Source organism: Pelomonas candidula, from assembly GCF_043555985.1.
GTDB classification, from domain to species: Bacteria; Pseudomonadota; Gammaproteobacteria; order Burkholderiales; family Burkholderiaceae_C; genus Pelomonas; species Pelomonas candidula.
On the sequence record NZ_JBIGIC010000010.1, the window covers coordinates 196,933 to 221,730 of the forward strand.

19 protein-coding genes are annotated in these 24,798 nt (G+C 66.0%); 12 read left to right on the forward strand and 7 right to left on the reverse strand.

Going from position 1 to position 24,798, the window contains the following annotated elements; all coding sequences use genetic code 11:
* Nucleotides 1-21: 21 nt before the first annotated feature.
* The 7 genes from ACG04R_RS19770 to ACG04R_RS19800 all read left to right on the forward strand — a co-directional run bounded on the left by ACG04R_RS19770 (nt 22) and on the right by ACG04R_RS19800 (nt 12,212).
* Entirely contained in the window at nt 22-2,154 is a 2,133-nt protein-coding gene (locus tag ACG04R_RS19770; RefSeq protein ID WP_394414788.1) for a hypothetical protein, read from the forward strand.
* Complete coding sequence (locus ACG04R_RS19775; protein ID WP_394415009.1) at nt 2,151-2,711, forward strand: shikimate kinase; 561 nt, start codon at nt 2,151-2,153, stop codon at nt 2,709-2,711. Before ACG04R_RS19770 ends, ACG04R_RS19775 begins: the two co-directional genes overlap by 4 nt.
* A gap of 47 nt (nt 2,712-2,758) precedes the next feature.
* The gene (gene aroB, locus ACG04R_RS19780; RefSeq protein ID WP_394414791.1) at nt 2,759-3,853 is read left to right on the forward strand and encodes a 3-dehydroquinate synthase; all 1,095 of its coding nucleotides are present in this window, start codon (nt 2,759-2,761) and stop codon (nt 3,851-3,853) included.
* Nucleotides 3,853-4,992: a deoxyguanosinetriphosphate triphosphohydrolase gene (locus ACG04R_RS19785; protein ID WP_394414794.1), complete on the forward strand. Its 1,140-nt coding sequence runs from the start codon at nt 3,853-3,855 to the stop codon at nt 4,990-4,992. The genes aroB and ACG04R_RS19785 overlap by 1 nt, the downstream gene beginning before the upstream one ends.
* 60 nt (nt 4,993-5,052) lie before the next feature.
* Nucleotides 5,053-5,745: an REP-associated tyrosine transposase gene (locus ACG04R_RS19790; RefSeq protein ID WP_394414797.1), complete on the forward strand. Its 693-nt coding sequence runs from the start codon at nt 5,053-5,055 to the stop codon at nt 5,743-5,745.
* Between the two features lie 160 nt (nt 5,746-5,905).
* Nucleotides 5,906-10,663, forward strand: a complete 4,758-nt coding sequence (locus tag ACG04R_RS19795; protein WP_394414800.1) for a glutamate synthase-related protein — start codon at nt 5,906-5,908, stop codon at nt 10,661-10,663.
* A 73-nt stretch (nt 10,664-10,736) separates the two neighbouring features.
* Nucleotides 10,737-12,212 carry a glutamate synthase subunit beta gene (locus ACG04R_RS19800; protein WP_394414802.1) on the forward strand — a complete coding sequence of 492 codons (1,476 nt, stop codon included), beginning with the start codon at nt 10,737-10,739 and terminating at the stop codon, nt 12,210-12,212.
* A 212-nt stretch (nt 12,213-12,424) separates the two neighbouring features.
* Here the strand turns inward: ACG04R_RS19800 and ACG04R_RS19805 are convergent, their stop codons facing one another.
* The 7 genes from ACG04R_RS19805 to ACG04R_RS19835 are packed head-to-tail and all read right to left on the reverse strand — an operon-like array spanning nt 12,425 to nt 20,848.
* Nucleotides 12,425-13,135, reverse strand: coding sequence for an energy transducer TonB (locus ACG04R_RS19805; RefSeq protein ID WP_394414804.1), 711 nt, complete (start codon nt 13,133-13,135; stop codon nt 12,425-12,427).
* 11 nt (nt 13,136-13,146) lie between these two features.
* Complete coding sequence (locus ACG04R_RS19810) at nt 13,147-17,373, reverse strand: PilC/PilY family type IV pilus protein (protein WP_394414806.1); 4,227 nt, start codon at nt 17,371-17,373, stop codon at nt 13,147-13,149.
* Nucleotides 17,374-17,385: 12 nt separating this feature from the next.
* Nucleotides 17,386-18,123, reverse strand: coding sequence for a hypothetical protein (locus ACG04R_RS19815; protein ID WP_394414809.1), 738 nt, complete (start codon nt 18,121-18,123; stop codon nt 17,386-17,388).
* Between the two features lie 16 nt (nt 18,124-18,139).
* Nucleotides 18,140-19,324 (reverse strand): PilW family protein, encoded by a 1,185-nt coding sequence (locus tag ACG04R_RS19820; RefSeq protein ID WP_394414811.1) that lies wholly within the window; start codon nt 19,322-19,324, stop codon nt 18,140-18,142.
* A 20-nt stretch (nt 19,325-19,344) separates the two neighbouring features.
* Nucleotides 19,345-19,758, reverse strand: coding sequence for a type IV pilus modification PilV family protein (locus ACG04R_RS19825; protein WP_394414815.1), 414 nt, complete (start codon nt 19,756-19,758; stop codon nt 19,345-19,347).
* Nucleotides 19,759-19,769: 11 nt separating this feature from the next.
* A complete protein-coding gene (locus ACG04R_RS19830; protein ID WP_394414818.1) occupies nt 19,770-20,360 on the reverse strand; it encodes a GspH/FimT family pseudopilin in 591 nt (196 codons plus the stop codon).
* 17 nt (nt 20,361-20,377) lie between these two features.
* Entirely contained in the window at nt 20,378-20,848 is a 471-nt protein-coding gene (locus ACG04R_RS19835; RefSeq protein ID WP_394414821.1) for a type IV pilin protein, read from the reverse strand.
* Between the two features lie 292 nt (nt 20,849-21,140).
* On the opposite strand from ACG04R_RS19835, the gene ACG04R_RS19840 reads away from it, so the two are divergent.
* Genes ACG04R_RS19840 through ACG04R_RS19860 form a run of 5 tightly spaced genes read left to right on the forward strand, consistent with a single transcriptional unit; the run spans nt 21,141 to nt 24,798 of the window.
* Nucleotides 21,141-21,947 (forward strand): ABC transporter ATP-binding protein, encoded by an 807-nt coding sequence (locus tag ACG04R_RS19840; protein WP_394414824.1) that lies wholly within the window; start codon nt 21,141-21,143, stop codon nt 21,945-21,947.
* Nucleotides 21,944-22,723 (forward strand): lipid asymmetry maintenance ABC transporter permease subunit MlaE, encoded by a 780-nt coding sequence (mlaE, locus tag ACG04R_RS19845; RefSeq protein WP_394414827.1) that lies wholly within the window; start codon nt 21,944-21,946, stop codon nt 22,721-22,723. The genes ACG04R_RS19840 and mlaE overlap by 4 nt, the downstream gene beginning before the upstream one ends.
* Nucleotides 22,724-22,742: 19 nt before the next feature.
* Nucleotides 22,743-23,246 (forward strand): outer membrane lipid asymmetry maintenance protein MlaD, encoded by a 504-nt coding sequence (mlaD, locus tag ACG04R_RS19850; RefSeq protein WP_394414830.1) that lies wholly within the window; start codon nt 22,743-22,745, stop codon nt 23,244-23,246.
* A complete protein-coding gene (locus ACG04R_RS19855; protein WP_394414833.1) occupies nt 23,243-24,088 on the forward strand; it encodes an MlaA family lipoprotein in 846 nt (281 codons plus the stop codon). Before mlaD ends, ACG04R_RS19855 begins: the two co-directional genes overlap by 4 nt.
* Before the next feature lie 56 nt (nt 24,089-24,144).
* The gene (locus ACG04R_RS19860; protein WP_394414836.1) at nt 24,145-24,798 is read left to right on the forward strand and encodes an MlaC/ttg2D family ABC transporter substrate-binding protein; all 654 of its coding nucleotides are present in this window, start codon (nt 24,145-24,147) and stop codon (nt 24,796-24,798) included.

Below are 24,798 nucleotides of genomic sequence, written 5' to 3' on the forward strand. Positions count from 1 at the left end.
GAGATATCCAGGAGTTCGAGCATGTTGCAAACCATCGTCACGCAGGGCTGGCGTCGCCTTGCCCAGGCAGCGTTGGGACTGGGAATGGCGGCCCTGCTGTCGGCCTGTGGCGGCGGTGGCGGCAGCGCGGGTGACCCTGTTGTCGGTGGCGGTAGCGGCACGGGTTCCGGCGGGACCACAGACACGGCCAAGGTGTCGGTTGCGCTGTCGTCGACGACGGTCACTGCCGGCGCACCGGCGACCGTCTCGGTGACGGTCGTCAACAAGAGCGGCGCCGTGCTGCCAGGCTTGGTCGTGAAGTTTGCGACGGCCTCCGGACTCGGCAGCCTGAGCGCCACTTCTGCGTTGACCGATGCAAGCGGCAAAGCGTCTGTCGTGTTGTCGCCGGCGACGGCGGCCACCACCGGTGCCGATACGCTGACCGCGACGGTCAGCTACCTGGGGACCGATTACTCCGCGTCGACCGGCTTCCAGCTGAACGCCACGAACGTGACGATCAGCTCGTTCACGTCCGACGTGAGCACGCTGTCGGCTTATGGCACATCGACGCTGTCGGTCACGTTGGGCGGCACGTCGGCGACGTCGTCGGTCAGCCTGACGATGACGTCATCCTGCGTGACGGTCGGCAAGGCCACGCTGACGCCGGCCAGCGTCAACACGGCGACCGGCAAGGCGACCTTCACGCTGCGTGACCAGGGCTGCGGCGCTGTGCAGAGCTCGGACAATCTGACCCTCGCCGTGACGGGGACGACGCTGACTCAGTCGCTGAGCCTGCCCGTCAGCTCGCCCACGGCCGCCAGCATCGGATTCGTGTCGGCTTCGCCGACCAACATCTACCTGAAGGGCTCCGGCCTGACCGAGAGTTCTCTTGTCACCTTCCAGGTGAAGGATGCGTCCAATAACGGCCTTCCTGGTCAGACGGTCGTGCTCACGCCCAACGTGCTGGTGGGCGGGCTGACCCTGGACGATCAGACGGGCTCGGTCACCAAGACCACCGACAGCAGTGGCAACGTCATCGTTCGCATCAATTCCGGCACGGTGCCGACGCCGGTGCGTGTCAAGGCGACGCTGCAAGGCAGCAATATCTCCACGGTCTCCAGTGCACTGTCCATTGCGGTGGGCCTGCCGTCGCAGCTGAACTTCTCGTTGGCTCAGGGCACGCAGAACATCGAGGGCTATGACATCCAGGGGACGACGAATACCTACACGGTCATTGCGTCCGACCGCCTGGGCAACCCGGTGCCCGATGGCACGGCCATCAACTTCGTGACGACCGCCGGCCAGATCAATGCTTCCAAGCAGACTGCGGTCAACGCCAACGGCATCGCGACGGCCACTGCTAATTTCGCTTCCGCGTCGCCGGTGCCGGTCGACGGCCGCGTGACCGTGGTGGCCTATGCCTTGGGCGAGAAGTCTTTCCTCGACGTCAACGGCAACAACGTCTATGACGCCGGCGAGGACTTCCAGGATCTGGGCGACATCTTCATCGACCGCAAGTTCGACAACTACTACAACGCAGCCGACGACCAGTACATCTCGCTGAGCACAGGCGTTGGCAGCCTGGCCTGCGTGGCGGCAACATCTCCCCTGCTCGCGACGGACGTCAGCATCCCAGTGCGCCCCAACACCTGCAACCAGACCTGGGGACAGGCCTACGTGCGGCGCGCGGTGCAGACGATCTTCTCGCGCTCGACGGCGAACCCGGTCTGGGGCATTGCTCGGAATGTCAACGAGGGTCCGCCGTCCGCCACCAATCGGATCTGCTCGACGGCGGTGTCGCTGATCAAGAACTACACCAATAACGTGGCCAATACGGCGAGCTACTACCCGGTGGCAGGCTCGAGTCTCTATTTCGGCTCGAACGTCAGCGGATCGTTCTCCATGTTCGTTGCCGACTCCAATGCGACGGCCTTCAATCCCATGCCCGCGGGCACGACGATCAGCGTCTCCGCTACCGACGGGATCACTGCATCGGTTCTTGGTGGCACGCCGGTGCCCAGCACGCTGAGCCCGACGGGCCTGTCCATCGGCTACAAGTTCGGCACAGCCAGCAGCGGCACGATCACGATCAACATCACCTCGCCTGGCGGTACCGTGACGGCAGTTCCTGTCAATGTCGCCACCGGCGCCGCGCCCGCGGCGTGCTCCAACTGAAGATTGCGCTCGTCGGCATGCCCGGCGGTGGCAAGTCCACCGTCGGCAAACAATTGGCACGCCAGATCGGCGTGCCTTTTGTCGATTCGGACCAGGAAATCGAGCTGCGCGTCGGGGGCAGCGTCAAGCAGTTCTTCGAGCAGCATGGCGAGGACGCCTTCCGTGATCTCGAGACGGAGACCATCGCCGACCTGATCGCCCGGCCTGGCGACTGCGTGCTGGCCACGGGAGGTGGCGCCGTGCTGCGTGATCGCAACCGCGGGCTGTTGCACGACGGCGCCACGGTGCTCTACCTGCGGTCCACGCCCGAGGACTTGTACCGCCGCCTTCGCCATGACACGACCCGGCCATTGCTGCAGGTGAAGGACCCGCTCGCCAAACTGCGCGAACTGCACCACCTGCGCGATCCGCTCTACCGACGTTGCGCGCATTTCGTGCTGGAAAGCGCCCGCCCATCCGTGCACGCGCTGGTCAACATGGCCTTGATGCAGCTGGAACTGGCGGGTCTGCTCGACCCGGCGCGGGTGGCAGCCACGGTTGGCGCCGAGCCGCAGTAACAGCAGTTCGACGTGGTGGGAAGAGGGCGGCTCTTACACTCTGCCGCATGCCTGCCACCGATACCGTTCACATCCATCTCTCCGACGACCGTAACTACGAGATCCGTATCGGCTCCGGCCTGCTGAATGAGCCCGCCAGCTGGCAGGGTCTGCCCAAGGCGGCGGCGGCGGTCATCGTCAGCAACGAAACCGTGGCGCCGTTGTATGCAGAACGTTTGCGCGAGCGCCTGCTGGCTGTCTACAAGCGTGTCGACCTCGTCGTTCTACCGGACGGCGAGCAGCACAAGGGTTGGGAAAGCCTGAACCGTATCTGCGATCACCTGCTGGGTGAGGCGCTGGATCGCAAGACCGTGCTGTTCGCGCTGGGCGGCGGCGTCATCGGCGACATGACCGGTTTTGCCGCGGCCATCTACATGCGGGGTGTGCCCTTCGTGCAGGTGCCGACGACGCTGCTGGCGCAGGTCGATTCCTCGGTGGGCGGCAAAACGGCCATCAATCATCCGCTGGGCAAGAACATGCTGGGCGCGTTCTATCAGCCCGAACGCGTCATCGCGGACCTCGACACGCTGGACACACTGCCAGACCGGGAACTGCGGGCCGGCCTAGCCGAGGTCATCAAGTACGGTCCCATCGCCGACGCCGCCTTTCTATGCTGGATCGAGGACAACCTCGACGCGCTGCTGAGCCGCGACAAGGCGGTGCTGGGCTACGCAGTGCGGCGCAGCTGCGAGATCAAGGCGGACGTCGTCGGCCAGGACGAGAAGGAGCAGGGACTGCGCGCGATCCTGAACTTCGGCCACACCATCGGCCACGCGATCGAGTCCGGGTTGGGCTATGGCGAATGGCTGCACGGCGAGGCGGTGGCTTGCGGCATGGTGCTGGCGGCGGACCTGTCGCAGCGCATGGGGCTGATGCCGGCCGACTTTGTCGAGCGGCTGCAGACGTTGATCGAGCGAGCTGGCCTGCCAGTGAAGCCGCCCAGGCTCGGGGCCGATCGCTATCTGCAGCTGATGCGCGTCGACAAGAAAGCCGAGGCGGGCGCGATCCGCTTCGTGCTCATCGAGGCTCTGGGCCAGGCCGGATTGCATTCGGTGCCCGACGCGCTCATCGTCGAGACGCTGGCGGCGCACGGAGCGGCCTGATGACCGCGGCGATGCGCCCGGCCTATGCCGCCGACCCGGCGCGCAGCCGCGGCCGTCGCCTCGCCGAGCCGGCCGCGCCGACGCGCAGCGAGTTCCAGCGCGACCGCGACCGCATCATCCACAGCACGGCCTTCCGCCGTCTCGTCTACAAGACGCAGGTCTTCCTGAACCACGAGGGCGACCTGTTCCGCACGCGGCTGACGCACTCGCTGGAGGTCGCGCAGCTGGGGCGCTCCATCGCGCGCAGCTTGGGCCTGGACGAAGACCTCGTCGAAGCCGTTGCGCTGGCCCATGACCTGGGCCACACGCCGTTCGGCCATGCCGGGCAGGACGTGCTCGACGCCTGCATGCAAGGGCATGGCGGCTTCGAGCACAACCTGCAGTCGCTGCGGGTCGTCGACCAGCTGGAGCAGCGCTACCCGGACTTCGATGGCTTGAATCTCTGCTTCGAGACGCGCGAGGGCATCCTCAAGCATTGCTCGCGGCGCAATGCTGAACTCATCGAGGCAGTCGAACCGGGCGGCATCGCCATGCGCTTCCTTCACGGCGGCCAGCCCAGCCTGGAGGCGCAGCTCTGCAACCTCGCCGACGAGGTGGCCTACAACGCCCACGATGTGGACGACGGCGTGCGCTCCGGCCTCATCGAGCTGGAGCAGTTGCTGGAGGTCGACCTGGTGCGTGAGCACTGGCGCTCGGCGCTTGATGCTCATCCGCAGCTGGCCGGCAAGCGGCTGCTGTTCGAGACCATCCGCCGCATGCTGTCTGCCCAGGTCTACGACATCATCGATGCGACCCGGGCGGCGTTGGCCGCAGCTACACCCGCCGAGGCTGACGCGGTACGTCGCTGCGACAAGCCGCTGGTGCGATTCAGCGCAGACATGCGCGCCAGGAGCACGGCACTGAAGCGCTTCCTGTTCGCCAACCTGTACCGGCACCCGCAGGTCCAGTCCACGCGAGCCCGGGCCGAGGAAGTACTGCGGGAGCTGTTCTCGGTCTACGCCGGGGACGTGACGCAACTGCCGCCCGACTTCGCCGAGCGCCCCGACCGCGAACGGGCCTGCGCCGACTACATCGCCGGCATGACCGATCGTTTCGCCATTCGCGATCACCAGAGGTTGACGGGCAAGAGTCTCTTCTGAAAATGGGGTCGGAGTCGATTATGCTGACTGCGGCTCCACCCCGGGGCAGCAAGGACAAGCATGGCCCGCCTCCCGCGACTCATCCTGCCGGATAAGCCTCACCACGTCATCCTGCGCGGCAACAACCGCCAGGCGATCTTCTTCAGCGACCTTGACCGCGAGCACATGCTCGCGACGCTGGCAGAGGCTGCCTCCCAGTACCGCGTCGCCGTTCACGCGTACGTGCTGATGGACAACCACCTGCACCTGCTGCTGACGCCGCCCAGTGCGGATGCCCTCAGCCGGATGATGCAGTCGCTGGGTCGGCGTTATGTGGGTTGGTTCAACGCACGGCACCAGCGCAGCGGCACATTGTGGGAGGGGCGGTTCCGAGCTGGATTGATCGAGGGCGAGCGGCATCTGCTGGCCTGCATGCGCTACATCGAACTCAACCCGGTACGGGCAGGGCTGTGTGCCGAGGCGGCGCAATGGCCCTGGTCCAGCGCGGCCCATCATCTGGGCCTGGCGCGCAACGTGCTCGTCTCCGAGCACGAGATGTACTGGCAATTGGGCAACACCCCTTTTGAGCGCGAGCACGCCTATAGGGAGTTCATGGCGCAGGGTGTTGGGGCATCCGAGCAGGCGCAGTTCACCGAAGCGGTGCTGCGTGGGCGGCCCGTGGGGAGTGACGCGTTCCTGAAGCCTCTGGCCACCGAACACGCCGCTGTCGTCACCCGCAGGCCTCGGGGTAGGCCGCGAAAGACGAATGCGTAGCTTCCCTCGCACGCCAAAGGCGCTTATTTACTATGACCCCATTTAATTTATATCGGCAGCGGAATTTCTAATAAATCTACTCTGACCCCATTTTAATTGAGTTGCCGCATTGGCTGTGCTGCATTACGCTTCCGCCCTGTTGTGATCCAGGAGGGCCGCCATGAGCCACGCCGCGCAGATTCAGTCTGAAATTCAAGACCTCACCGAACACGGGCTCTACCGTCCGGCCAATGAAAAGGACGCCTGCGGTTTGGGCTTCGTGGCCCACATCAAGGGCCAGAAGGCGCACAACATCGTCCAGCAGGGTCTGAAGATCCTCGAGAACCTGGATCACCGTGGCGCCGTGGGCGCGGACGCGCTGATGGGCGATGGCGCGGGCATCCTGATCCAGATCCCGGACGAGTATTACCGCGAAGAAATGGCCAAGCAGGGCATCGACCTGCCGCCCCCCGGTGAGTACGGCGTCGGCATGATCTTCCTGCCCAAGGAAGCCGCCTCGCGCCTGGCCTGTGAGCAGGAACTGGCCCGCGCCATCAAGGCCGAAGGCCAGGTGCTGATCGGCTGGCGCGACGTGCCGGTGGACCGTGACATGCCCATGTCGCCTACCGTGCGCGAGAAGGAGCCGGTGATCCGCCAGATCTTCATCGGCCGCGGCCCGGACATCATCGTGCCCGACGCGCTGGAGCGGAAGCTCTACGTCATCCGCAAGACCGCCTCCAGCGCCATCCAGGCGCTGCAGCTGACGCACAGCCGCGAGTACTACGTGCCCAGCATGAGCTGCCGCACGGTCATCTACAAGGGCCTGCTGCTGGCCGACCAAGTCGGCAAGTACTACCAGGACCTGGCCGACCCGCGCGTCGTGTCCGCCATCGCGCTGGTGCACCAGCGCTTCTCGACCAACACCTTCCCCGAGTGGCCGCTGGCCCACCCGTACCGCATGGTCTGCCACAACGGCGAGATCAACACGGTCAAGGGCAACTTCAACTGGATGCGTGCCCGTGAAGGCGTCATGAAGTCGCCGGTGCTGGGCGATGACCTGAAGAAGCTCTACCCGATCAGCTTCGAGCACCAGTCCGACACGGCCACGTTCGACAACGCCATCGAGTTGCTGACGATGGCCGGCTACCCGCTCGCGCACGCCGCCATGATGATGATCCCGGAAGCCTGGGAGCAGCACGAAGGCATGGACGAGCGCCGTCGCGCGTTCTACGAGTACCACGCCGCCATGATGGAGCCGTGGGACGGCCCCGCTGCGATGGCCTTCACCGACGGCCGCCAGGTCTGCGCCGCGCTGGACCGCAACGGCCTGCGCCCGGCCCGCTACTGCATCACCGACGACGACCTCGTCGTCATGGCCTCGGAGAGCGGCGTGCTGCCCATTCCCGAGAGCAAGATCGTCAAGAAGTGGCGCCTGCAGCCCGGCAAGATGTTCCTCATCGACCTGGAACAGGGCCGCATCGTCGATGACGAGGAGCTGAAGAACCAGTACGCCAACGCCCGCCCTTACCGCCAGTGGATCGAGAACGTCCGCGTCAAGCTGGACGACATCGCCGTGCCGGAAGGCGCCCGCCCCGAGTTTGCGACGTCGCTGCTGAACCGCCAGCAGGCCTTCGGCACGACGCAGGAAGACATCAAGTTCCTGCTCGCCCCGATGGCCGCCAACGGCGAAGAAGGCATCGGCTCCATGGGCAACGACTCGCCGCTGGCGGTGCTGTCGGGCAAGAACAAGCCGCTGTACAACTATTTCAAGCAGCTGTTCGCCCAGGTCACGAATCCGCCGATCGACCCGATCCGCGAAAACATCGTGATGTCGCTGAACAGCTTCATCGGCCCCAAGCCGAACCTGCTGGACATCAACGCGATCAACCCGCCGATGCGCCTCGAGGTCAGCCAGCCCGTGCTGGACTTCGACGACATGGCCCGCCTGCGTCACATCGAAGGTCCGACCAACGGCAAATTCAAGTCCTGCGAGCTGGACATCACCTACCCGGTGGGCTGGGGCCGTGCCGGTGTCGAAGCGCAACTGGCCTCGCTGTGCGCGTCGGCCGTGGACGCCATCAAGACCGGCCACAACATCCTCATCATCACGGACCGCAACGTCAGCGCCGACCGCATCGCGATTCCCGCGCTGCTGGCCCTGTCCGCCGTGCACCACCACCTGGTGCGTGAAGGCCTGCGCACGACGGCCGGCCTGGTCGTCGAGACTGGCACCGCCCGTGAAGTGCACCACTTCGCCGTGCTGGCCGGCTATGGCGCCGAAGCCGTCCACCCCTACCTCGCGCTGGAGACGCTCGAGGCGATGAAGGACGAACTGCCGCCCAAGCTGACCGCCGAGCAAGCCCGCTACAACTACATCAAGGCCGTGGGCAAGGGTCTGTCCAAGATCATGTCCAAGATGGGCATCTCGACCTACATGTCCTACTGCGGCGCGCAGATCTTCGAGGCCATCGGCCTGAAGGCGGACTTCGTCGAGAAGTACTTCCGGGGCACGGCCACGCAGGTGGGCGGCATCGGCGTGTTCGAGGTGGCTGAAGAAGCCATCCGCATGCACGAAGGCGCTTTCGGCGACGACCCGCTGCTCGAGACGATGCTGGAGACCGGCGGCGAGTACGCTTGGCGCAGCCGCGGCGAAGAGCACATGTGGACGCCCGACGCCATCGCCAAGCTGCAGCACAGCGCTCGCAGCGGCAAGTTCGAGACGTACAAGGAATACGCGCAGATCGTCAACGACCAGAGCAAGCGCCACATGACGTTGCGTGGTCTGTTCGAGTTCAAGTTCGATCCGTCCAAGGCCGTGCCGCTGGAAGAGGTCGAATCGGCCGCCGACATCGTCAAGCGCTTCGCGACCGGCGCGATGTCGCTGGGCTCCATCTCCACCGAAGCCCACGCCACGCTGGCCGTCGCGATGAACCGCATCGGCGGCAAGAGCAACACGGGCGAGGGCGGCGAAGACCCGGCCCGCTACCGCAACGAACTCAAGGGCATCAAGATCGTCGGTGGCGCCAAGATCGGCGACGTGCTCGGCCACAAGATCATGGAGGCCGACTACGAGCTGCAAGAGGGCGACTCGCTGCGTTCCAAGATCAAGCAGGTCGCGTCGGGCCGCTTCGGTGTCACGACCGAATACCTCGTTAGCGCCGATCAGATCCAGATCAAGATGGCCCAGGGCGCCAAGCCCGGCGAGGGCGGCCAGTTGCCCGGCGGCAAGGTGTCCGAGTACATCGGCTTCCTGCGCCACTCGGTGCCGGGCGTGGGCCTCATCAGCCCGCCGCCGCACCACGACATCTACTCGATCGAAGACCTGGCGCAGCTCATCCACGACCTGAAGAACGTCAACCCGAAGGCGGACGTGTCGGTCAAGCTGGTGTCGGAAGTCGGCGTGGGCACCATCGCCACCGGCGTGGCCAAGTGCAAGGCGGACCACATCGTCATCGCCGGCCACGACGGCGGCACGGGCGCGTCGCCCTGGTCGTCCATCAAGCACTGCGGCACACCGTGGGAGCTGGGGCTGGCCGAGACGCAGCAGACGCTGGTCGTGAACCGCCTGCGTGGCCGCGTGCGTGTGCAGGCCGACGGCCAGATGAAGACCGGCCGGGACGTCGTCATCGGCGCGCTGCTGGGTGCCGACGAGTTCGGCTTCGCCACCGCGCCGCTGGTGGCCGAGGGCTGCATCATGATGCGCAAGTGCCACCTGAACACCTGCCCGGTGGGCGTGGCCACACAGGACCCTGTGCTGCGCAAGAAGTTCACCGGCCGCCCCGAGCACGTCGTCAACTACTTCTTCTTCGTCGCCGAAGAGGCGCGCCAGATCATGGCCCAGCTCGGCGTGCGCAAGTTCGACGAGCTGATCGGTCGCAGCGACTGGCTGGACACCAAGAAGGCCATCTCGCACTGGAAGGCCAAGGGCCTGGATTTCGCCCGCATCTTCCACCGCCCGAACGTGCCGGCCGACGTGGCCCGCATCCACAACGACGTGCAGGACCACGGCCTGGACCGCGCGCTCGACGTGAAGCTCATCGAGAAGTGCCTGCCCGCCTTCGAGAAGGGCGAGAAGGTGCAGTTCATGCAGGAGGTGACCAACGTGCGCCGCTCGGTCGGTGCGCGCCTGTCCGGCGAGCTGATCCGCCGCAAGCCCGAAGGCCTGCCCGACCACACCATCTTCATCCAGATGGAAGGCACGGGCGGACAGAGCTTTGGCGCCTTCCTGGCACAGGGCATCAGCTTCTACCTGATCGGTGACGCCAACGACTACACCGGCAAGGGCCTGTCCGGCGGCCGCGTCGTCGTGCGCCCCAGCATCGACTTCCGCGGTGACGCGACGAAGAACATCATCGTCGGCAACACCGCGCTCATCGGTGCGACGCGCGGCGAGGCCTTCTTCCGCGGCGTGGCGGGCGAGCGCTTCGCGGTGCGCCTGTCGGGCGCCACGGCGGTCGTCGAAGGCACGGGTGACCACGGCTGCGAGTACATGACCGGCGGCACCGTCGCCGTGCTGGGCAAGACCGGCCGCAACTTCGCCGCCGGCATGAGCGGCGGCATCGCCTACGTCTACGACGAGGATGGCCACTTCGCCAAGCGCTGCAACACCAGCATGGTCACGCTCGAGAAGCTGATGACGGCACAGGAGCAGGAAGCCGGCGTCGACAAGGCCATCTGGCACCGCACCAAGGGTGTCGACGGCGTGGACCGCGAGGCCCAGACCGACGAGGCCATCCTGCGCAAGCTGCTGGAAGATCACCACCGCTGGACCGGCAGCCAGCGTGCGCGCGACATCCTCGACCATTGGGCCGAGGCGCGCACCAAGTTCGTCAAGGTGTTCCCGAACGAATACCGCCGCGCCCTGGGCGAGCTGAACGCCGCCAAGGAAGCCGCCACCACCATCGCTCAGGCCAAGGCGCCTGCAGCAGCCAAGGTCTGAAGTCGATGAATTTGCGGGACAGACCGATCGAGCGCAGCGAGTAGCTCTGTCCCCAACTGATTAAGGAAAAATCGTGGGAAAAGTCACCGGCTTCATGGAGTACGAGCGTCTGGAAGAGGGCTATGAGCCCGTCACCGCTCGAGTCAAGAATTACAAGGAATTCGTCATCGCGTTGAACGTTGACCAGGCCAAGCAGCAGGGTGCCCGCTGCATGGACTGCGGCACGCCGTTCTGCAACAGCGGCTGCCCGGTCAACAACGTCATCCCGGACTTCAACGACCTGGTCTACAAGGGCCGTCCTGAAGACTGGAAGCACGCGATCACGGTGCTGCACAGCACCAACAACTTCCCTGAGTTCACCGGTCGCATCTGCCCCGCGCCCTGCGAGGCGGCCTGCACGCTGAACGTCAATGACGACGCGGTGGGCATCAAGTCCATCGAGCACGCCATCATCGATCGCGCCTGGGCCGAGGGCTGGGTGCAGCCGCAGTTGCCCAAGGTCAAGACCGGCAAGAAGGTTGCCATCGTCGGTGCCGGCCCTGCCGGCCTGGCGGCGGCCCAGCAGCTGGCTCGTGCGGGTCACAGCGTCACGGTGTTCGAGAAGAACGACCGTGTCGGCGGCCTGCTGCGCTACGGCATCCCGGACTTCAAGATGGAGAAGTCCCACATCGACCGCCGCGTCGAGCAGATGAAGGCCGAAGGCGTCGAGTTCCGCACTGGCGTGATGGTCGCCTCGCTGCCCGAAGGGTCCAAGGTCACCAACTGGGCCAAGGAAACCATCTCGGCCGACGACCTGAAGAGCCAGTTCGACGCCGTGCTGCTGACCGGCGGCGCCGAGCAGTCGCGGGACCTGCCCGTGCCGGGCCGTGACCTGGCCGGCGTGCATTTCGCGATGGAGTTCCTGCCGCAGCAGAACAAGGTCAACGCAGGCGACAAGCTGAAGAACCAGATCCGCGCCGACGGCAAGCACGTCATCGTGATCGGTGGCGGCGACACCGGTTCCGACTGTGTCGGCACCAGCAACCGTCACGGCGCCAAGAGCGTCACCCAGTTCGAGCTGCTTCCCCAGCCGCCCGAGAAGGAAGACGGCCCGCTGACCTGGCCCTACTGGCCGATCAAGCTGCGCACCTCGTCCAGCCATGAGGAAGGCTGCGAGCGCGAGTTCGCGATCGCCACGAAGGAATTCATCGGCGAGAAGGGCAAGCTGACCGGCGTCAAGACCGTGCGCCTGCAGTGGCAGGGCGGCAAGATGACCGAGGTCGAAGGCAGCGAGCAGATCCTGAAGGCCGACCTGGCCTTCCTCGCGATGGGCTTCGTGTCGCCTGTCGCGACCATCCTCGAGGCCTTCGGTGTCGACAAGGATGCGCGCGGCAACGGCAAGGCATCGACCGAAGGCGCCAATGCCTACAAGACCAACGTCGACAAGGTCTTCTCCGCCGGCGACATGCGCCGCGGCCAGAGCCTGGTGGTCTGGGCCATCCGTGAAGGCCGGCAGGCGGCTCGTGCCGTGGATGAGTTCCTGATGGGGGCAACGACGCTGCCGCGTTGAGGTTCACGCCTGCCGTGCCCGGTGGCCGCAACGGTGCCGGGCCCGGCAGACACCAGGCGTATCCGTCGCCTGGATCAGGCCGTCAACAAGGCGATCCGGCTGCTGTCGTGGCGTTGCCATCGCGCGTGGCGGTTCTGCTGAACTTGGATGCACGAGCCGGTGGCGACTGAAGGGTGCTGGTACTCGGCGTCCGGTTGATGCGGGCGCCGAATTTACCGGCGCAGCCGCCCAGGCTGCGTATCCGAAGCGGCTGGCTCACCTTGGCTCGTGGCGGAGGCCGCTGACGCGGCGGCTGCCGCCGGCGCCGGCCCGTCATCGAAGGCCACCTCCACCCGGATGCGGGATTTGACCGCGCGTCCGTCCACCTGACCCGGCGTGAAGCGCGCGCCCTGGAACGCCTCGCGGGCGGCGCGCTCCATTGCTTCGGGCAGGGCCGGCTGCTCGGCTTCGATGCTGCGCACGATGCCCTGCTCATCGATGTAGAGCGCCAGCACGCCAACGTAGCGGCCGATGAGTCGGCTCGCGTTGGAGGGCGTGGGCGGTGGCGCGACGACGACGGGGTGCAGCGGTTGCGGCGCGATGGTCAGCAGCGGCCTTGGCAGGTAGCCCTCGGCGGATGCCTCGCCAGCTTCTCCGCCCACGCTTGCCGCTACCGCTGTCGGCGGCGCAGCCGACGCGGCGACCTGAGGCGCGCTGGCGGCCGTGGCTTCTTCCACAGGGGCTGCTGCCGTCTCGGCAGGCAGGGCCTCGTCCGCGTCCGCTGCCGGCGGGGTTGTCGGTGCGACCCAGCGCACGCGGGCGGTGATCACGGGTTCCGCGCCCGTGGCGTGTTGAGCGCCTGCCAGCCGGGGCGAGGGCGAGGTCAGCGCTGCCAGCAGCAGCGCATGCCCCGCCACCGCCAGGGCCGCACACCAGGGCAGCATTCCGGGCCTCTTCAGTTGCTCAACTCGCGCCAGGAGGTGCGGGTCGTGACACCCGAAAGCGTGTTCGGCGAAATCGGCGGGGTCTGTACCCCGACCGTGCCGTCGCTGCCGTTGAAGATGTCCATCACGTCGCCGTTCGCATTCGTGATCTCACTCACGCCGACGACCAAGGAGGTCAGGCTCCACAGGGTCGCATTGCCGGTGAGGGTGCCCAGGTTGATGTAGTAAATCCAGCTCGATCCGCCCGACTTGCAGGCGTCGCCGCTGGGAACGGCCGTCGTCATCGTCAGCGTCAGGCCGTGCAGCACCATGTCGGTGAACACGCGTTCGCCCGAATGCGGCAGATCCATATACCACCCGCCGAAGGCGGTGTTGGTGAAGTCGATCGCCGTCGTGCTGCTCTTCGGGGTGACGGTATAGGTGGAGCCGCTGAGCGTTGCGACGCCTTCCACGAACGCTGTCGTGTTGGTGCGTGGGTTCGGCGAGTTCCAGCCGGCCCAGCCGCTGACCGTGTCCAGGTTGTCGGCAATCACGTACAGGGTCTGTTGGGTCGTGTCCGAGATGTCGGTGGAACCCAGGTAGCGCCCGGTGGCGATGGCCACGGCCGGGCGCCCCTTGATGGACACGGTTTCGGGCCGCGTCGTGATGGGCTGAGCGTTGCCGCTCTTGTCCTTGAGCGTGGCGAGCAGCAGCGCCTTCTGGTTGGGCGACACCAGGTTGTCGGTGTCGAAGCGCCACACATTGCCCAGCAAGTCACCGCCGTAGAAGCGCAGCGAGGTGTTGTCGGTAGAGGTGTCGATCCAGGCATTGATCTTGGCCAGACCGCTCGGTGTCGTCGTGCTGCCGGCAGCGGTCGTGCCGCTGGTGTTGGTGGGGATGTCCAGGATCTTGGCGCCCGTCTGCGCATTGACGACGAACAGGTGGCCGTTGCCGTCGCCGTCGGTGTTGTTGTAGCCCGAGCCGAACGCCACCACCCACGTGCCGGCCTTGTTCTTCGTGATGACCGGGTTGCCGTAGCTCAGGCCCAGATTCGCGTCGGTGAACTCCCACAGCAGCGCCGGGCTGCTGGGGTTGGTGATGTCCAGTGCGTAATAGCCCTTGCCACCTGCGTTGAAGCCACCCACCAGGATGGTCTTCCAGGTGCCGCCCCACATCACGTCGGCCTCCACCGGTGCGCCGTCGACGAAGAACTGGTGGTTGACGGAGTAGTTGTTGTTGGCGAGCTGGTAGAGGTTGGGCATCACTGCAGTCGGCACATAGGCCCACATCTCGGCACCGGTGGTCGCGTTGAAGGCGTGCAGCATGCCGTCGTTGCCGGCGGTATAGACCACCGGCGTGCGGCTGGCGTGGTTGGTCACGAAATCGCTGTAGCCGGAGTCCGCGTAGTTGAACGGCGGCTTGCCGACATAGACCGGCGCGCCGTTGATGATGTCGCCCAGCACGTGTTTCCTGGTGCGGTACGCCGTGCCTTCGTTGGTGCGATCGCCGCGCAGATAGTTCACGAGGTTGGTGCCGCTGTTGGCGATCGTCAGGTTGGCCGAAGTGAGCGTGGCGCACTGCGAGGCCACCACGGTCTTCGAGCACAGGCTGTCGAAGTTCGCCTTCAGGCCGGCCGAGAGGTTGGCGTAGGTGAACGCCGCCAGCGCGCCACTGTTGTTGAAGTAGATCGTGCGCGAAGAGGCCGCCTGGCTGTCGAGCAGGCTCTGCGCAGACCAGACCGTACCCTTGATCGTGCCATCGCCGTTCAGCGTCTGGGCGAGCAGTTCGCCCGTCCATTCGCTGGTGGTGTAGCTGGCCGTGTAGATCTGGTTGTTGTCGCCCTTGACCAGGGCCAGGGAGCTTGTCGAGGAGCCCGAACCGGCGCCCTTGACCGCCGTGATGCTGTTGACGACGCTGGAGATGGCGCTGCTCAGCTGGGCGGCGCTGAGCGCCGAGTAGTACTGGCCGCGGCCGTTCAGGGCGGCGTGCCAGAGGTCGTCGATGTTGGTGGCGTTGCCGCTGGTCGCAGGCGTGGGCCAGGTGATCGTGCCGGCCTTGAGGCCTGCCAGCGTGTCGGCCGTCTTCGGCAAGGTTCCGTTCACCCCCAGGCCGATGGTGAAGGTGTTCATGTGCTGATACTTGGCCGGGTCGTCAGAGGTCGTGGGCACGATGTCGGCGCAGACATCCTGCGTGCCGCCAGAGCTGGTGGACGAGCAGTTGCCCTGCGCCGTGTTGCGCAGGTCGGTCTTGTAGTAGTACTCGGCGACGTCGGACAGCGTGTTGGACGAGCCGCCCGTGACCGTCGTGGCCGAGCTCGGCGAGCCTGCGGCGTAGGTGCCCACCGCAGGGTCCGACGTGGTGGTCGTCCCGGCGGACCAACTGCTTTGGGAAGGCCCCGACACCGCATACGTCCACTTCGTGGACACAGTCGATCCAGCAACGGTACAAGAAGGATCTGAAGGGGAGTTCGTGTAGGTGCAGGTCCCTGATGGCGCCGTCGACGAAGTCGTCGTGACGGCGGTGCCGTTGTTGCTGGTGTTGCTTGTTGAAGTCGAATTCGTCGCCGAGCCGTCCGGTGTCCACCCCGTGCCCGAGCCCACCCACTGGGTGGCGTAGGTCGTGCTCGCGGACGGCAATGATGACGGCGCGCCGGTATCCCCGGTTTGCGTTGACGTGGGGGGCCCGCTCTGCCACGTCGAATATGAAGTCGCCCCGTTGGTGTCGGATTGCTGCACGCCGTTCACGGCGATCACGGTCTCGGTGTATTTCGCCGTCCCGGTCTGCGGTGTCGTCGTCGACTGGGTCAGCGTTTCCACGTAGGTTTGCGTCGTCGGCGTCGTCGTCGTCACCAGGACCGGCTGCACCTTTTTCGTGTAGACGTAAGGTTTGCTGCTTGAGCGCGTGTACGTGGTCACGGTCGCGTTCGACACCACGGTTTTCGTTCCATTCACCGTCCATGTCTTCGTTGCGGTCTGTCCCGCCGCCGTCGAGGTTCGTGTCGCCGGCGCACTCCAGACGGTGGTCGTGGTCACGGTGGTGGTGGTGCCGTCCCACATGGGGGTGACTTCGCTACCGTCCTGGTTGTCGACTGTCGACGTGCCATTCAGCTGGTAGGCCTTGCTGTTGCTGTTCCAGTAGCCGTCCGTCGTCAGCAGCGTGTAGTTGCGCTGGCAGGCGTACTGCATCGGGTCGGCGCTTTGCCCGGTAATCTTGTTGGCGAAGTAGCGTCCGGCCTGGGACAGCGCATCCGGCAAGGGGGTGCCGCCGTTGGGCGCGACCGTGTAGAGGCTGCTGTAGAACTTCGTCATCTGAGCCGCCGTGAAATCGTTGACGCTGACGAAGTTGTTGGTGCCGTCCGTGGCGGCAGTGTCGTAAATGTTGCTGAAACCGACACGGTAGCCCGGGTTGGTGCTGGCGCCCCCGGGGTTGAGCGTCTGCATGGCCTGACCCATCGCCGTGCGCATCAGCAGGTAGCGATGGCTGTAATAGGAATACCAGTTGGCGTAGTTGGTCTTCTGCGCCGCGGTCAGGCTGCTCGTCTGCACCAGCGTGAACACGCTGGAGCCGGGGGAGGTCGCGTCCGTCGTGGTCGTGGACGTGCAGCTGGTGGTCCCGGTGAGGCAGCTCGCGTTGGTCGTGCCGAGCGCCGTGGTGAAGTCAGGCACTGTCGACGTCGAGTTGGAGCAGGTCGTCGTGCCGAACCGGTTGGTGCTGCAGGTCCGCGTCGTCGTGGTCGTGGCGCGGACCGTGCTGGCACATTCGTTGTAGAAGGTGTTCTTGGTCACCCCGGCGGAGGTGTAGATCCAGCCCATCGCCGGCTGTGTGCCGCTGCTGTTGTAGACGGCGTAGAACTTGGTGCTCAGATCGGTGGTGGAGCCCTGGCTGTAGCCGTCCTTCCAGGCCGCCGTGAAGCTGGCGTCGCTGTAGGAAGTCCCGTCGGCCTTCACTGGTGGCTTGTAGGTGTTGTTCGGGTCGTAGGCCACGCCGTTGCACTGCGGCGAGTAGTAGCCATACCAGGTGATGTTGGGTACGTCGGTGGTGCTGGTGCTGGTGCCCAGGTCATCGGGCATGTAGCTCCAGTTCATCGAGCCCGACGAGTCCAGCAGCAGCAGCAGATTGGGTGACGCCGAGACGCTGGGCAGCGAGGCCAGCGGCTGGTTCGAGATGTTCGTGGTGCCGGCCCAGGCGGCAGAAGCAATCGACAGCAGCGCTGCGAGCCACGGCAGGCGCGAGACCCTGGGGGAGAAGAAGGCGGCCATGACGAAGCTCCGTCAATAGTGGACGATGGTTTCGGTGAAGCTCGTGGTGTTGCGTGCGCCTTGCACACGGACCACGATGCGGTAGTACGGGCTGGCAGAGGCCATCGCCGAGCCACCGCCGTTGGCGTAGTTCGCAGCGCCCTTGCCGCCATCCACGGTGCTGCCGCTGGCGGTCCACTTGGCGCAGGTGCCGGTGTAGCCGCTGCCGGCGTAGTCGCCCGGCTGCGAGCACAGTCGGAAGATGATGTAGCGGGCGCTGTTCGGGCCGGTGATGTTGGCGGCGTCCACCTTGCGGCTGCACAGCTTGGCGGGGTAGTCGGTGCCGCTGTCGCAGTCGTCTGCCGTCCAGTCCACGAGCTGGCGGTTCAAGGTGTCGCTGACCTGCTGGCCGGTGGCGTCCACGGGCTTGCCGAGGAGGGTGTTGTCCGTCTTGTATTCCTTGGTGCTGGCGTAGTAACCCTGGCCCTGGCCGGTCGTCAGCGAATCGCTGTTGAGCACGGTGCCGTGGCTGGATATCCAGGCCAGCGCAACCTTGGTGGCCTGGTCGGCGCTGACGGTGGCGTCCTGCTTGAAGCCGAGGTTGCCCATCAGCAGGGTGCTGGTGTCCACCGAGCGGATGAGCGCCAGCGTGGCGAGCAGCAGCACGACCAGCGCGATGAGCGCGAACAGCAGCGTGACGCCGCGCTGCGCCTGGCGGCGCACCGCATGGCGAAGGCGTCGTGGGTGGTGGGGGAGGGCGGGCGTCGTCATGGTCATGCGCGTCGGCTCAGCTGTGCCACAACACGTTGCGCAGCGGCACGATGGTGTCGTAGACCTTGTAGCGGTAGTGCTTCCAGTCGGCCAATGCGCTCACATCCAGCGACAGGCACGCGCTGCTGCCGTTGCAGGTCGCCGTGCCGGTCACGGCGATGGTGGAACCGAGGTCCCACTGCGGCGCGGTGGCCGTCACTTCCTCTTTCTCGAACTGCCCGCTGCGCGCCACGATGGCGATGCGCAGCGTCTTCACCTGCTTCCACTCGGCGTTGCTGGTGGGAGCCGTCTTGTTGTAGGCATCGACCTTGCCATCGCCGTCGGTGTCCTTGCCATAGAAGGCCTGCATCTTGACGATCTGCGGGTAGAGGTCAGCGGCGGGGAGCATGCTGCCGTCGGTCAGAGAAAGGTCCGTGCCCTGCAGGTTGCCTGCGGCGCTGACGGAGTAGGTGCGCAGCACCATCGAGCCCATGTTTAGCAGCACGCTCTTGAGCACGCTGGGGTTGCCCTCGACCTTGATGGCGGGGAAGACACTGTCCTGGTTCCACGCGCGCATGCCGGCGCCGTTCACATGCGGCACCTGGGTGGCGGTCAGCGCGGTGGTGGTGACCGCCGCGTCGTCGGTGACGCTGAAGACGCTGCACGGCACGGTGCCGTCCATCGTCCAGGCAGGCGTGAGCACGCCCTGGGCGCTGTTGGGCACGCGGGTCAGCGGCACGAGCACCATGAGGTTGCCCGCCGCCGCACCGAGCGAGGACGTCACCTTGAAGGGGGTGGCGCTCGTTGGAGGGTTGGCGGTGTCCTCCGTCAGGGCCATCGGTGCCGAGAAGTTGGTGGTGTTGGCTTGCAGGATGGTGAGCGTGTCCGATCCGTTGGCTTGGCCGTTCTGGTTGATGATGACCGGCGCCAGCGTGAACGTGCCGGAGGTGCCCGCCTGGTATTTGGCCGTGCAGCCGAGCGCTTCGGGGATGGCGGCGGCGCCATAGCCGGCCTGAGCGATATCGCGCTGCAACGTGAACAGCGCCAGAGCGCCGTTGATCTGCGCATCGCTGCCCATGCTGACGGTGCGCTTCTTGCCTTCGGCCAGTGCCAGCACCTGGGTGATGACCAGCACCGCGAGCAGGCCCACGACCATGCCGACCATCAGCTCGATCAGCGTGAAACCTGCCTGCAGGTTCGCCCGCCTGCGCGGGTCTTGCATCCGGGGCTTCATCGGCAGCCTCATGAATTGGGCACGATGTTCGTGCTGGTGACGTACTGGTGGGGCTGCTGGTCCGGCCCGGTCCAGCCGATGGTGATGGTGACGGCGGCATCGCTGCCGTTGATCGTGACGCTGACATCGCCCGTGCCGTTGGGCAGGCTGGCGGCGACCTTGGACTGCCATTCCTTGCACAGCGCGGTCGAGGCGCAGCTGTTGTAGGCGGACAGATTCTTCATGTCCGACCAGAGGCGGCCGACCATCTCGCTGGCGAGATAAGAAGCGTCGGCGCGCACCTTGGAGTCACTGGCGGCCCGCGTCAGTGCGGCCTGCAGGCCGATCATGCCCAGTACACCGAGCATGAAGATCAGCAATGCGACCATGACTTCGATCAGCACGAAGCCGCGGGCGTGGCGGGGGTGAGCGGAGTGCTTCATGGGAGGCCTCGTCAGCATTTGCGCGGGTCGCCGCTGTCGGTGACGGCAGCGTCGCACATGCGCACCGCGCCGGTCGTCGAGACGACGACGTGCAGCTCCCGGGTGTCGGTGCCGTTGCCTTTGATCTTGATCGTGCTGATGCTGCCGCTATCGGCGACGCGGCCGAAACCGTTGAAGGTGATGTAGGTACTGTCCGCGCTGACATTGACGTGTGTGCCGCCGCTGCCGATGGCCCGGCCGGTGATGATGCCCGCGCTGTTGTCGTCGCCGGAGGCCGTGGGGTCGTCCGCGCAGTGACCGTCCGGGCCGCTGACGCTGACGATCCACGAGCCCGAGGTGGCGGACTGCGAACAGCTGTTGCCGAGCACGGCCGGGTCGGTGAGCTGCACGAGCCAGAACGACACGCGCTCGTTGCGCTTCACCGCCTCGGCGCGCGCCGTCTGGATGCCGGTGGAGAGCGACTCGGCCGCGTTACGGATGCGGGTGTTGTCCATCCAGTTTCCGATGCTGGGCATGGCGGCGGCCATCATCAGCGCCAGGACGACGAGCGTGACGATCAGTTCGATCAGACCGAAGCCGCGCTGTTGGGTCGCACCTTGCATGGGGAGCTCCGTTCCGCTCAGCAGGTGGTGCTGGAGGTCAGCCAGCAGGCGGCGTTGACGGAGGCGCCCTTGAAGACCGTAGTGGTGCGGTCGCCGTTCTGGTTGATGAGGTATTTATCGCCCGAGACCGAGCCGGCGATGCCGGTGGCGGTGATCGAGTAGCCCTGCCCCGAGTTGTTCAGCGTGCAGGCAAAGGAGAAGTATTTGGTGGACGCAAAGCTGCTCCAGCTGCCCGCCGACGTGGCATCGGCGCAGCCCGAGCTGCCGTAGTTGCGGTTGTCCTGGTAGTACTGCTCCATCTTGGTCCGGAAGTCGGACAGCGAGTTGAATGCCTCCGGCTGCTGGCCACGGCGCACGTAGCTGCTGTACTGCGGGATCGCCACCGCCGCCAGGATGGCGACGATGGCCACCGTGATCAGCACTTCAATCAGCGTGAAGCCACGGTTGAAAGCGGAGCGGCGGTGGCAGTGCATGGAGAAGGCTTTCATGGCGGTGGCATCCATTTTGGTATCGGGCCGCCATTGCAGCCTACCGCTCGTCGCGGCGCGACGAACGCTGGTCGCTGGCCGGACGCGATTTGTGAACTGACACACGTTTTCTCGGTCTGCGACCGGTGACCGCGGGGTTGACGAACGCAAGCAGACGTAACGCCGACGGGCTGCAAAGCGGCAGACGCAGGCATCTTGTGGCTTTGCTCGACAGCAATCCAGACCCCCTTGGTGTTTCCCCTATCATGGCGCCCTTTACCCCGCCTGGCTCCGGCCCGACCGCGTGACTCCCTTGGCAACCGCTCCCCTGATCGAACTGCGCAACGTCAGCGTCGGCTATGGCGACCGCGTGATCCTGGACGGCGTCAACCTCAAGCTCGAACGGGGCAAGGTGTTGGCGCTGATTGGCACCTCGGGCGGCGGCAAGACCACCGTGCTGCGCCTGCTGGGCCGGCAATTGCGCCCGCTCTCGGGCCAGGTGCTGTTCGACGGCCAGGACCTGGCGCCGCTCAACCTGGATCAGCTTTACGCCGTGCGCCGGCGCATGGGCATGCTGTTCCAGTTCGGCGCGCTGTTCACCGACCTCAGCGTGTTCGAGAACGTCGCCTTCCCGCTGCGCGAGCACACGGACCTGCCCGAGGCCATGATCCGCGACCTCGTGCTGATGAAGCTCAACGCCGTGGGCCTGCGCGGTGCGCGCGATCTGCTGCCCAGCGAGATCTCCGGCGGCATGGCCCGCCGGGTGGCGCTGGCGCGGGCGATCTCGCTCGACCCCGATCTCGTGCTGTACGACGAGCCCTTCGCCGGGCTGGACCCGATCTCGCTGGGTGTCGCCGCGCGCCTCATCCGTGACCTGAACGACGCGCTGGGCCTGACCAGCATCATCGTCTCGCACGATCTGCACGAGACCTTCGGCATCGCCGACCAGGTGGCCATGGTCGCCAACGGCCGTGTCGTGGCCCAGGGCACGCCAGACGAGCTGCGCCACAGCGATGACCCGCTTGTGCGTCAATTCGTCGGCGCCGAGGCCGACGGGCCGGTGCGCTTCCATCAGCCGGCCAAACCTGTGGCCGAAGACTTCGGGATGACCGCAAGATGATGGCCCTGGCCACCCGCATTGGCGCCGGCGTGCGCCTCAAGCTGGTCGACGTCGGTGTGTCGGCGCGTTTGTTCTTCAGCCTGCTGGGGCGCTCACCCAAGGCGCTGGCGCGTTTCGTCCTGGTGCGCGAGCAGGTCTTCCACCTGGGCAACAAGTCGCTGTCCATCATCGGCGTGTCGGGCCTGTTCGTCGGCTTCGTGCTGGCGCTGCAGGGCTACTACACGCTGCAGCGCTACGGCTCGGCCGAGGCCGTGGGCCTGCTGGTCGCGCTGAGCCTCGTGCGCGAGCTGGGTCCGGTCGTCACGGCGCTGCTGTTCGCCGGTCGTGCCGGCACGTCGCTGACCGCCGAGATCGGCCTCATGAAGGCGGGTGAGCAACTGACGGCCATGGAGATGATGGCTGTCGACCCCGTGCAGCGCGTGCTGGCGCCACGCTTCTGGGCCGGTTTTATTGCCATGCCCTTACTTGCGGCAGTCTTCTCGGCCGTCGGCATCATCGGCGGCTGGCTGGTGGCGGTGCCGTTGATCGGCATCGATGCCGGTGCGTTCTGGTCGCAGATGCAGGGCGGCGTGGATGTGTTCAAGGATGTCGGCAACGGCGTCGTCAAGAGCCTGGTGTTCGGCGTGACCGTCACCTTCGTTTCGCTGCTGCAGGGCTATGCCTGCCGGCCCACGCCTGAGGGGGTGTCGGCTGCTACCACACGCACCGTCGTGCTGTCGTCTCTCGCCGTGCTGGCGCTGGACTTCATGCTGACCGCGATGATGTTTTCGATTTGATTGGAGTCAGGGACACCACATGCAAGCCTCTCGACATGACGCCTGGGTGGGCCTCTTCGTGCTGCTGGGCGGCGCGGCGTTGCTCTTCCTCGCGCTGAAGGCCGGCAATCTGCTCAGCCTCAACTTCGACGCCACCTACGAGGTGTCGGCCCGTTTCGACAACATCGGCGGCTTGAAGCCCAACGCGGCGGTCAAGAGCGCCGGTGTCGTCGTCGGCCGTGTCGAGTCCATTGCCTTCGACGACAAGACCTTCCAGGCCAAGGTGGTCATCAACCTGAACAAGGCCACGCAATTTCCCAAGGACAGCTCGGCCAAGATCCTGACCTCGGGCCTGCTCGGCGAGCAGTACATCGGCCTCGAGCCCGGTGCCGATGAGAAGAACCTCGTCGCCGGCGACCTCATCAAGCAGACGCAGAGCGCCGTCGTGCTGGAGAACCTGATCGGCCAGTTCATCAACAGCAAGGCGTCCGACATGGGCAGCGCCCCTGCCGCCGCGCCGACGGCTTCCGGGGGCAAGCCGTGAGCCGCTGGGTTCGCTGGTTCGCGCTGCTGGCGCTGGCGCTGGGCCTGGCTGGCTGCCAGACGGTCAAGGGCATGGGCACGCGCATCGACCGCGCGCTGGACAAGGTCATGGGCTCCAAGGGCCAGCGCCTGGACCCGTGGGAGGAGTGGAACCGCAAGGTCTTCGCCTTCAACGAGAAGCTGGACGAGAACGTGCTGAAGCCGGTCGCGACCGCCTATTCGGAGCTGGTGCCGTCGCCCATCCGCACCGGCATTGACCACTTCTTCGGCAACATCGGCGACGCTTGGTCGGCCGTGAACCTGATGCTGCAGGGCCGCTTCAAGGCCGGTGTCGAGCAGGGCATGCGCTTCGCGGTCAACTCGACGCTGGGTCTCGCCGGCGTGTTGGATATCGCTACCGAGGCGGGGCTGGAGAAGAACAGCCAGGACTTCGGCAAGACGCTGGGCAAGTGGGGCATGGGCACCGGTGCCTACGTCGTCTGGCCGCTGTTCGGCCCGTCGTCTGTGCGGGACTCGCTCGCGCTGCCGGTCGACTGGCAGGCCTCGCCCGGCGTCATCTTCGACGACGGCCGCAAGAAGGTTGGCATCACGGCGCTGAGCCTCGTCAACACGCGGGCCAATTTCCTGCGTGCCGGCGAGATGCTGGAGGGCATCGCGTTGGACAAGTACACCTTCTACCGCGACGCCTACCTGCAGCGTCGGGGCAGCTTCGACGATGATGAAGAGGTCGAGGTACTGGTGCCCGGCAGCGCTGCATCGGCGCCTGCGACTGCTGCATCGGCTGCGTCCGCACCTGAAGCTGTGCAGAAGCCTGCCGAACCGGCTTCGGCCGCCTCGCGGTGAACCAAATCCGGGGCTGGCGCGTTGAGCGACTGTCCCTGTTCAGAGAAAGCCACATCATGACCCTGCTGACTTCCCTGCGCCGCCGCCTGTTCGCCGTGGCCACCCTCGCCACGCTGAGCCTGGGTTTCGTGCATGCCGCGCATGCTGCCGACGCCAGCGCACCCGACCAGCTCATCCGCGGGCTGTCGATCGACGTGCTCGAGACGGTCAAGTCCGACAAGGACATCCAGGCCGGCAACATCAACAAGATCATCTCCCTGGTCGATGCCAAGGTGATGCCCCACGTCAACTTCCAGCGCATGACGGCGTCCGCCGTCGGTCGCTTCTGGCGCCAGGCCACGCCCGAGCAGCAAACCAGGCTGCAGGCCGAGTTCAAGACGCTGCTGGTGCGCACGTATGCCGGCGCTCTGACGCAGGTGAAGGACCAGCAGATCGGCATGAAGCCGCTGCGGGCCCAGCCGAGCGACACCGAGGTCGTCGTGCGTACCGAGATCCGCGGCAAGGGCGACGCCATCCAGCTCGACTACCGCCTGGAGAAGACCGGCGCCGAGTGGAAGATCTACGACGTCAACGTGCTGGGCATCTGGCTGGCGGACCAGTACCGCAACAGCTTCGCCCAGGAGATTGGCGCCAACGGCATCGATGGCCTGATCAAGAGCCTGGCCGACAAGAACGCCAAGGCCGCCGGCGCGCCGGCGGCCAAGAGCTGA

Coding starts and splice junctions, on each gene's coding strand:
- ACG04R_RS19770 (WP_394414788.1), top strand. CDS start 22: ATGTTGCAAACCATCGTCACGCAGGGCTGGCGTCGCCTTGCCCAGGCA.
- aroB (WP_394414791.1), top strand. CDS start 2,759: ATGCCTGCCACCGATACCGTTCACATCCATCTCTCCGACGACCGTAAC.
- ACG04R_RS19785 (WP_394414794.1), top strand. CDS start 3,853: ATGACCGCGGCGATGCGCCCGGCCTATGCCGCCGACCCGGCGCGCAGC.
- ACG04R_RS19790 (WP_394414797.1), top strand. CDS start 5,053: ATGGCCCGCCTCCCGCGACTCATCCTGCCGGATAAGCCTCACCACGTC.
- ACG04R_RS19795 (WP_394414800.1), top strand. CDS start 5,906: ATGAGCCACGCCGCGCAGATTCAGTCTGAAATTCAAGACCTCACCGAA.
- ACG04R_RS19805 (WP_394414804.1), bottom strand. CDS start 13,135: ATGCTGCCCTGGTGTGCGGCCCTGGCGGTGGCGGGGCATGCGCTGCTG.
- ACG04R_RS19810 (WP_394414806.1), bottom strand. CDS start 17,373: ATGGCCGCCTTCTTCTCCCCCAGGGTCTCGCGCCTGCCGTGGCTCGCA.
- ACG04R_RS19815 (WP_394414809.1), bottom strand. CDS start 18,123: ATGACGACGCCCGCCCTCCCCCACCACCCACGACGCCTTCGCCATGCG.
- ACG04R_RS19820 (WP_394414811.1), bottom strand. CDS start 19,324: ATGCAAGACCCGCGCAGGCGGGCGAACCTGCAGGCAGGTTTCACGCTG.
- ACG04R_RS19825 (WP_394414815.1), bottom strand. CDS start 19,758: ATGAAGCACTCCGCTCACCCCCGCCACGCCCGCGGCTTCGTGCTGATC.
- ACG04R_RS19830 (WP_394414818.1), bottom strand. CDS start 20,360: ATGCAAGGTGCGACCCAACAGCGCGGCTTCGGTCTGATCGAACTGATC.
- ACG04R_RS19835 (WP_394414821.1), bottom strand. CDS start 20,848: ATGAAAGCCTTCTCCATGCACTGCCACCGCCGCTCCGCTTTCAACCGT.
- mlaE (WP_394414827.1), top strand. CDS start 21,944: ATGATGGCCCTGGCCACCCGCATTGGCGCCGGCGTGCGCCTCAAGCTG.
- mlaD (WP_394414830.1), top strand. CDS start 22,743: ATGCAAGCCTCTCGACATGACGCCTGGGTGGGCCTCTTCGTGCTGCTG.
- ACG04R_RS19860 (WP_394414836.1), top strand. CDS start 24,145: ATGACCCTGCTGACTTCCCTGCGCCGCCGCCTGTTCGCCGTGGCCACC.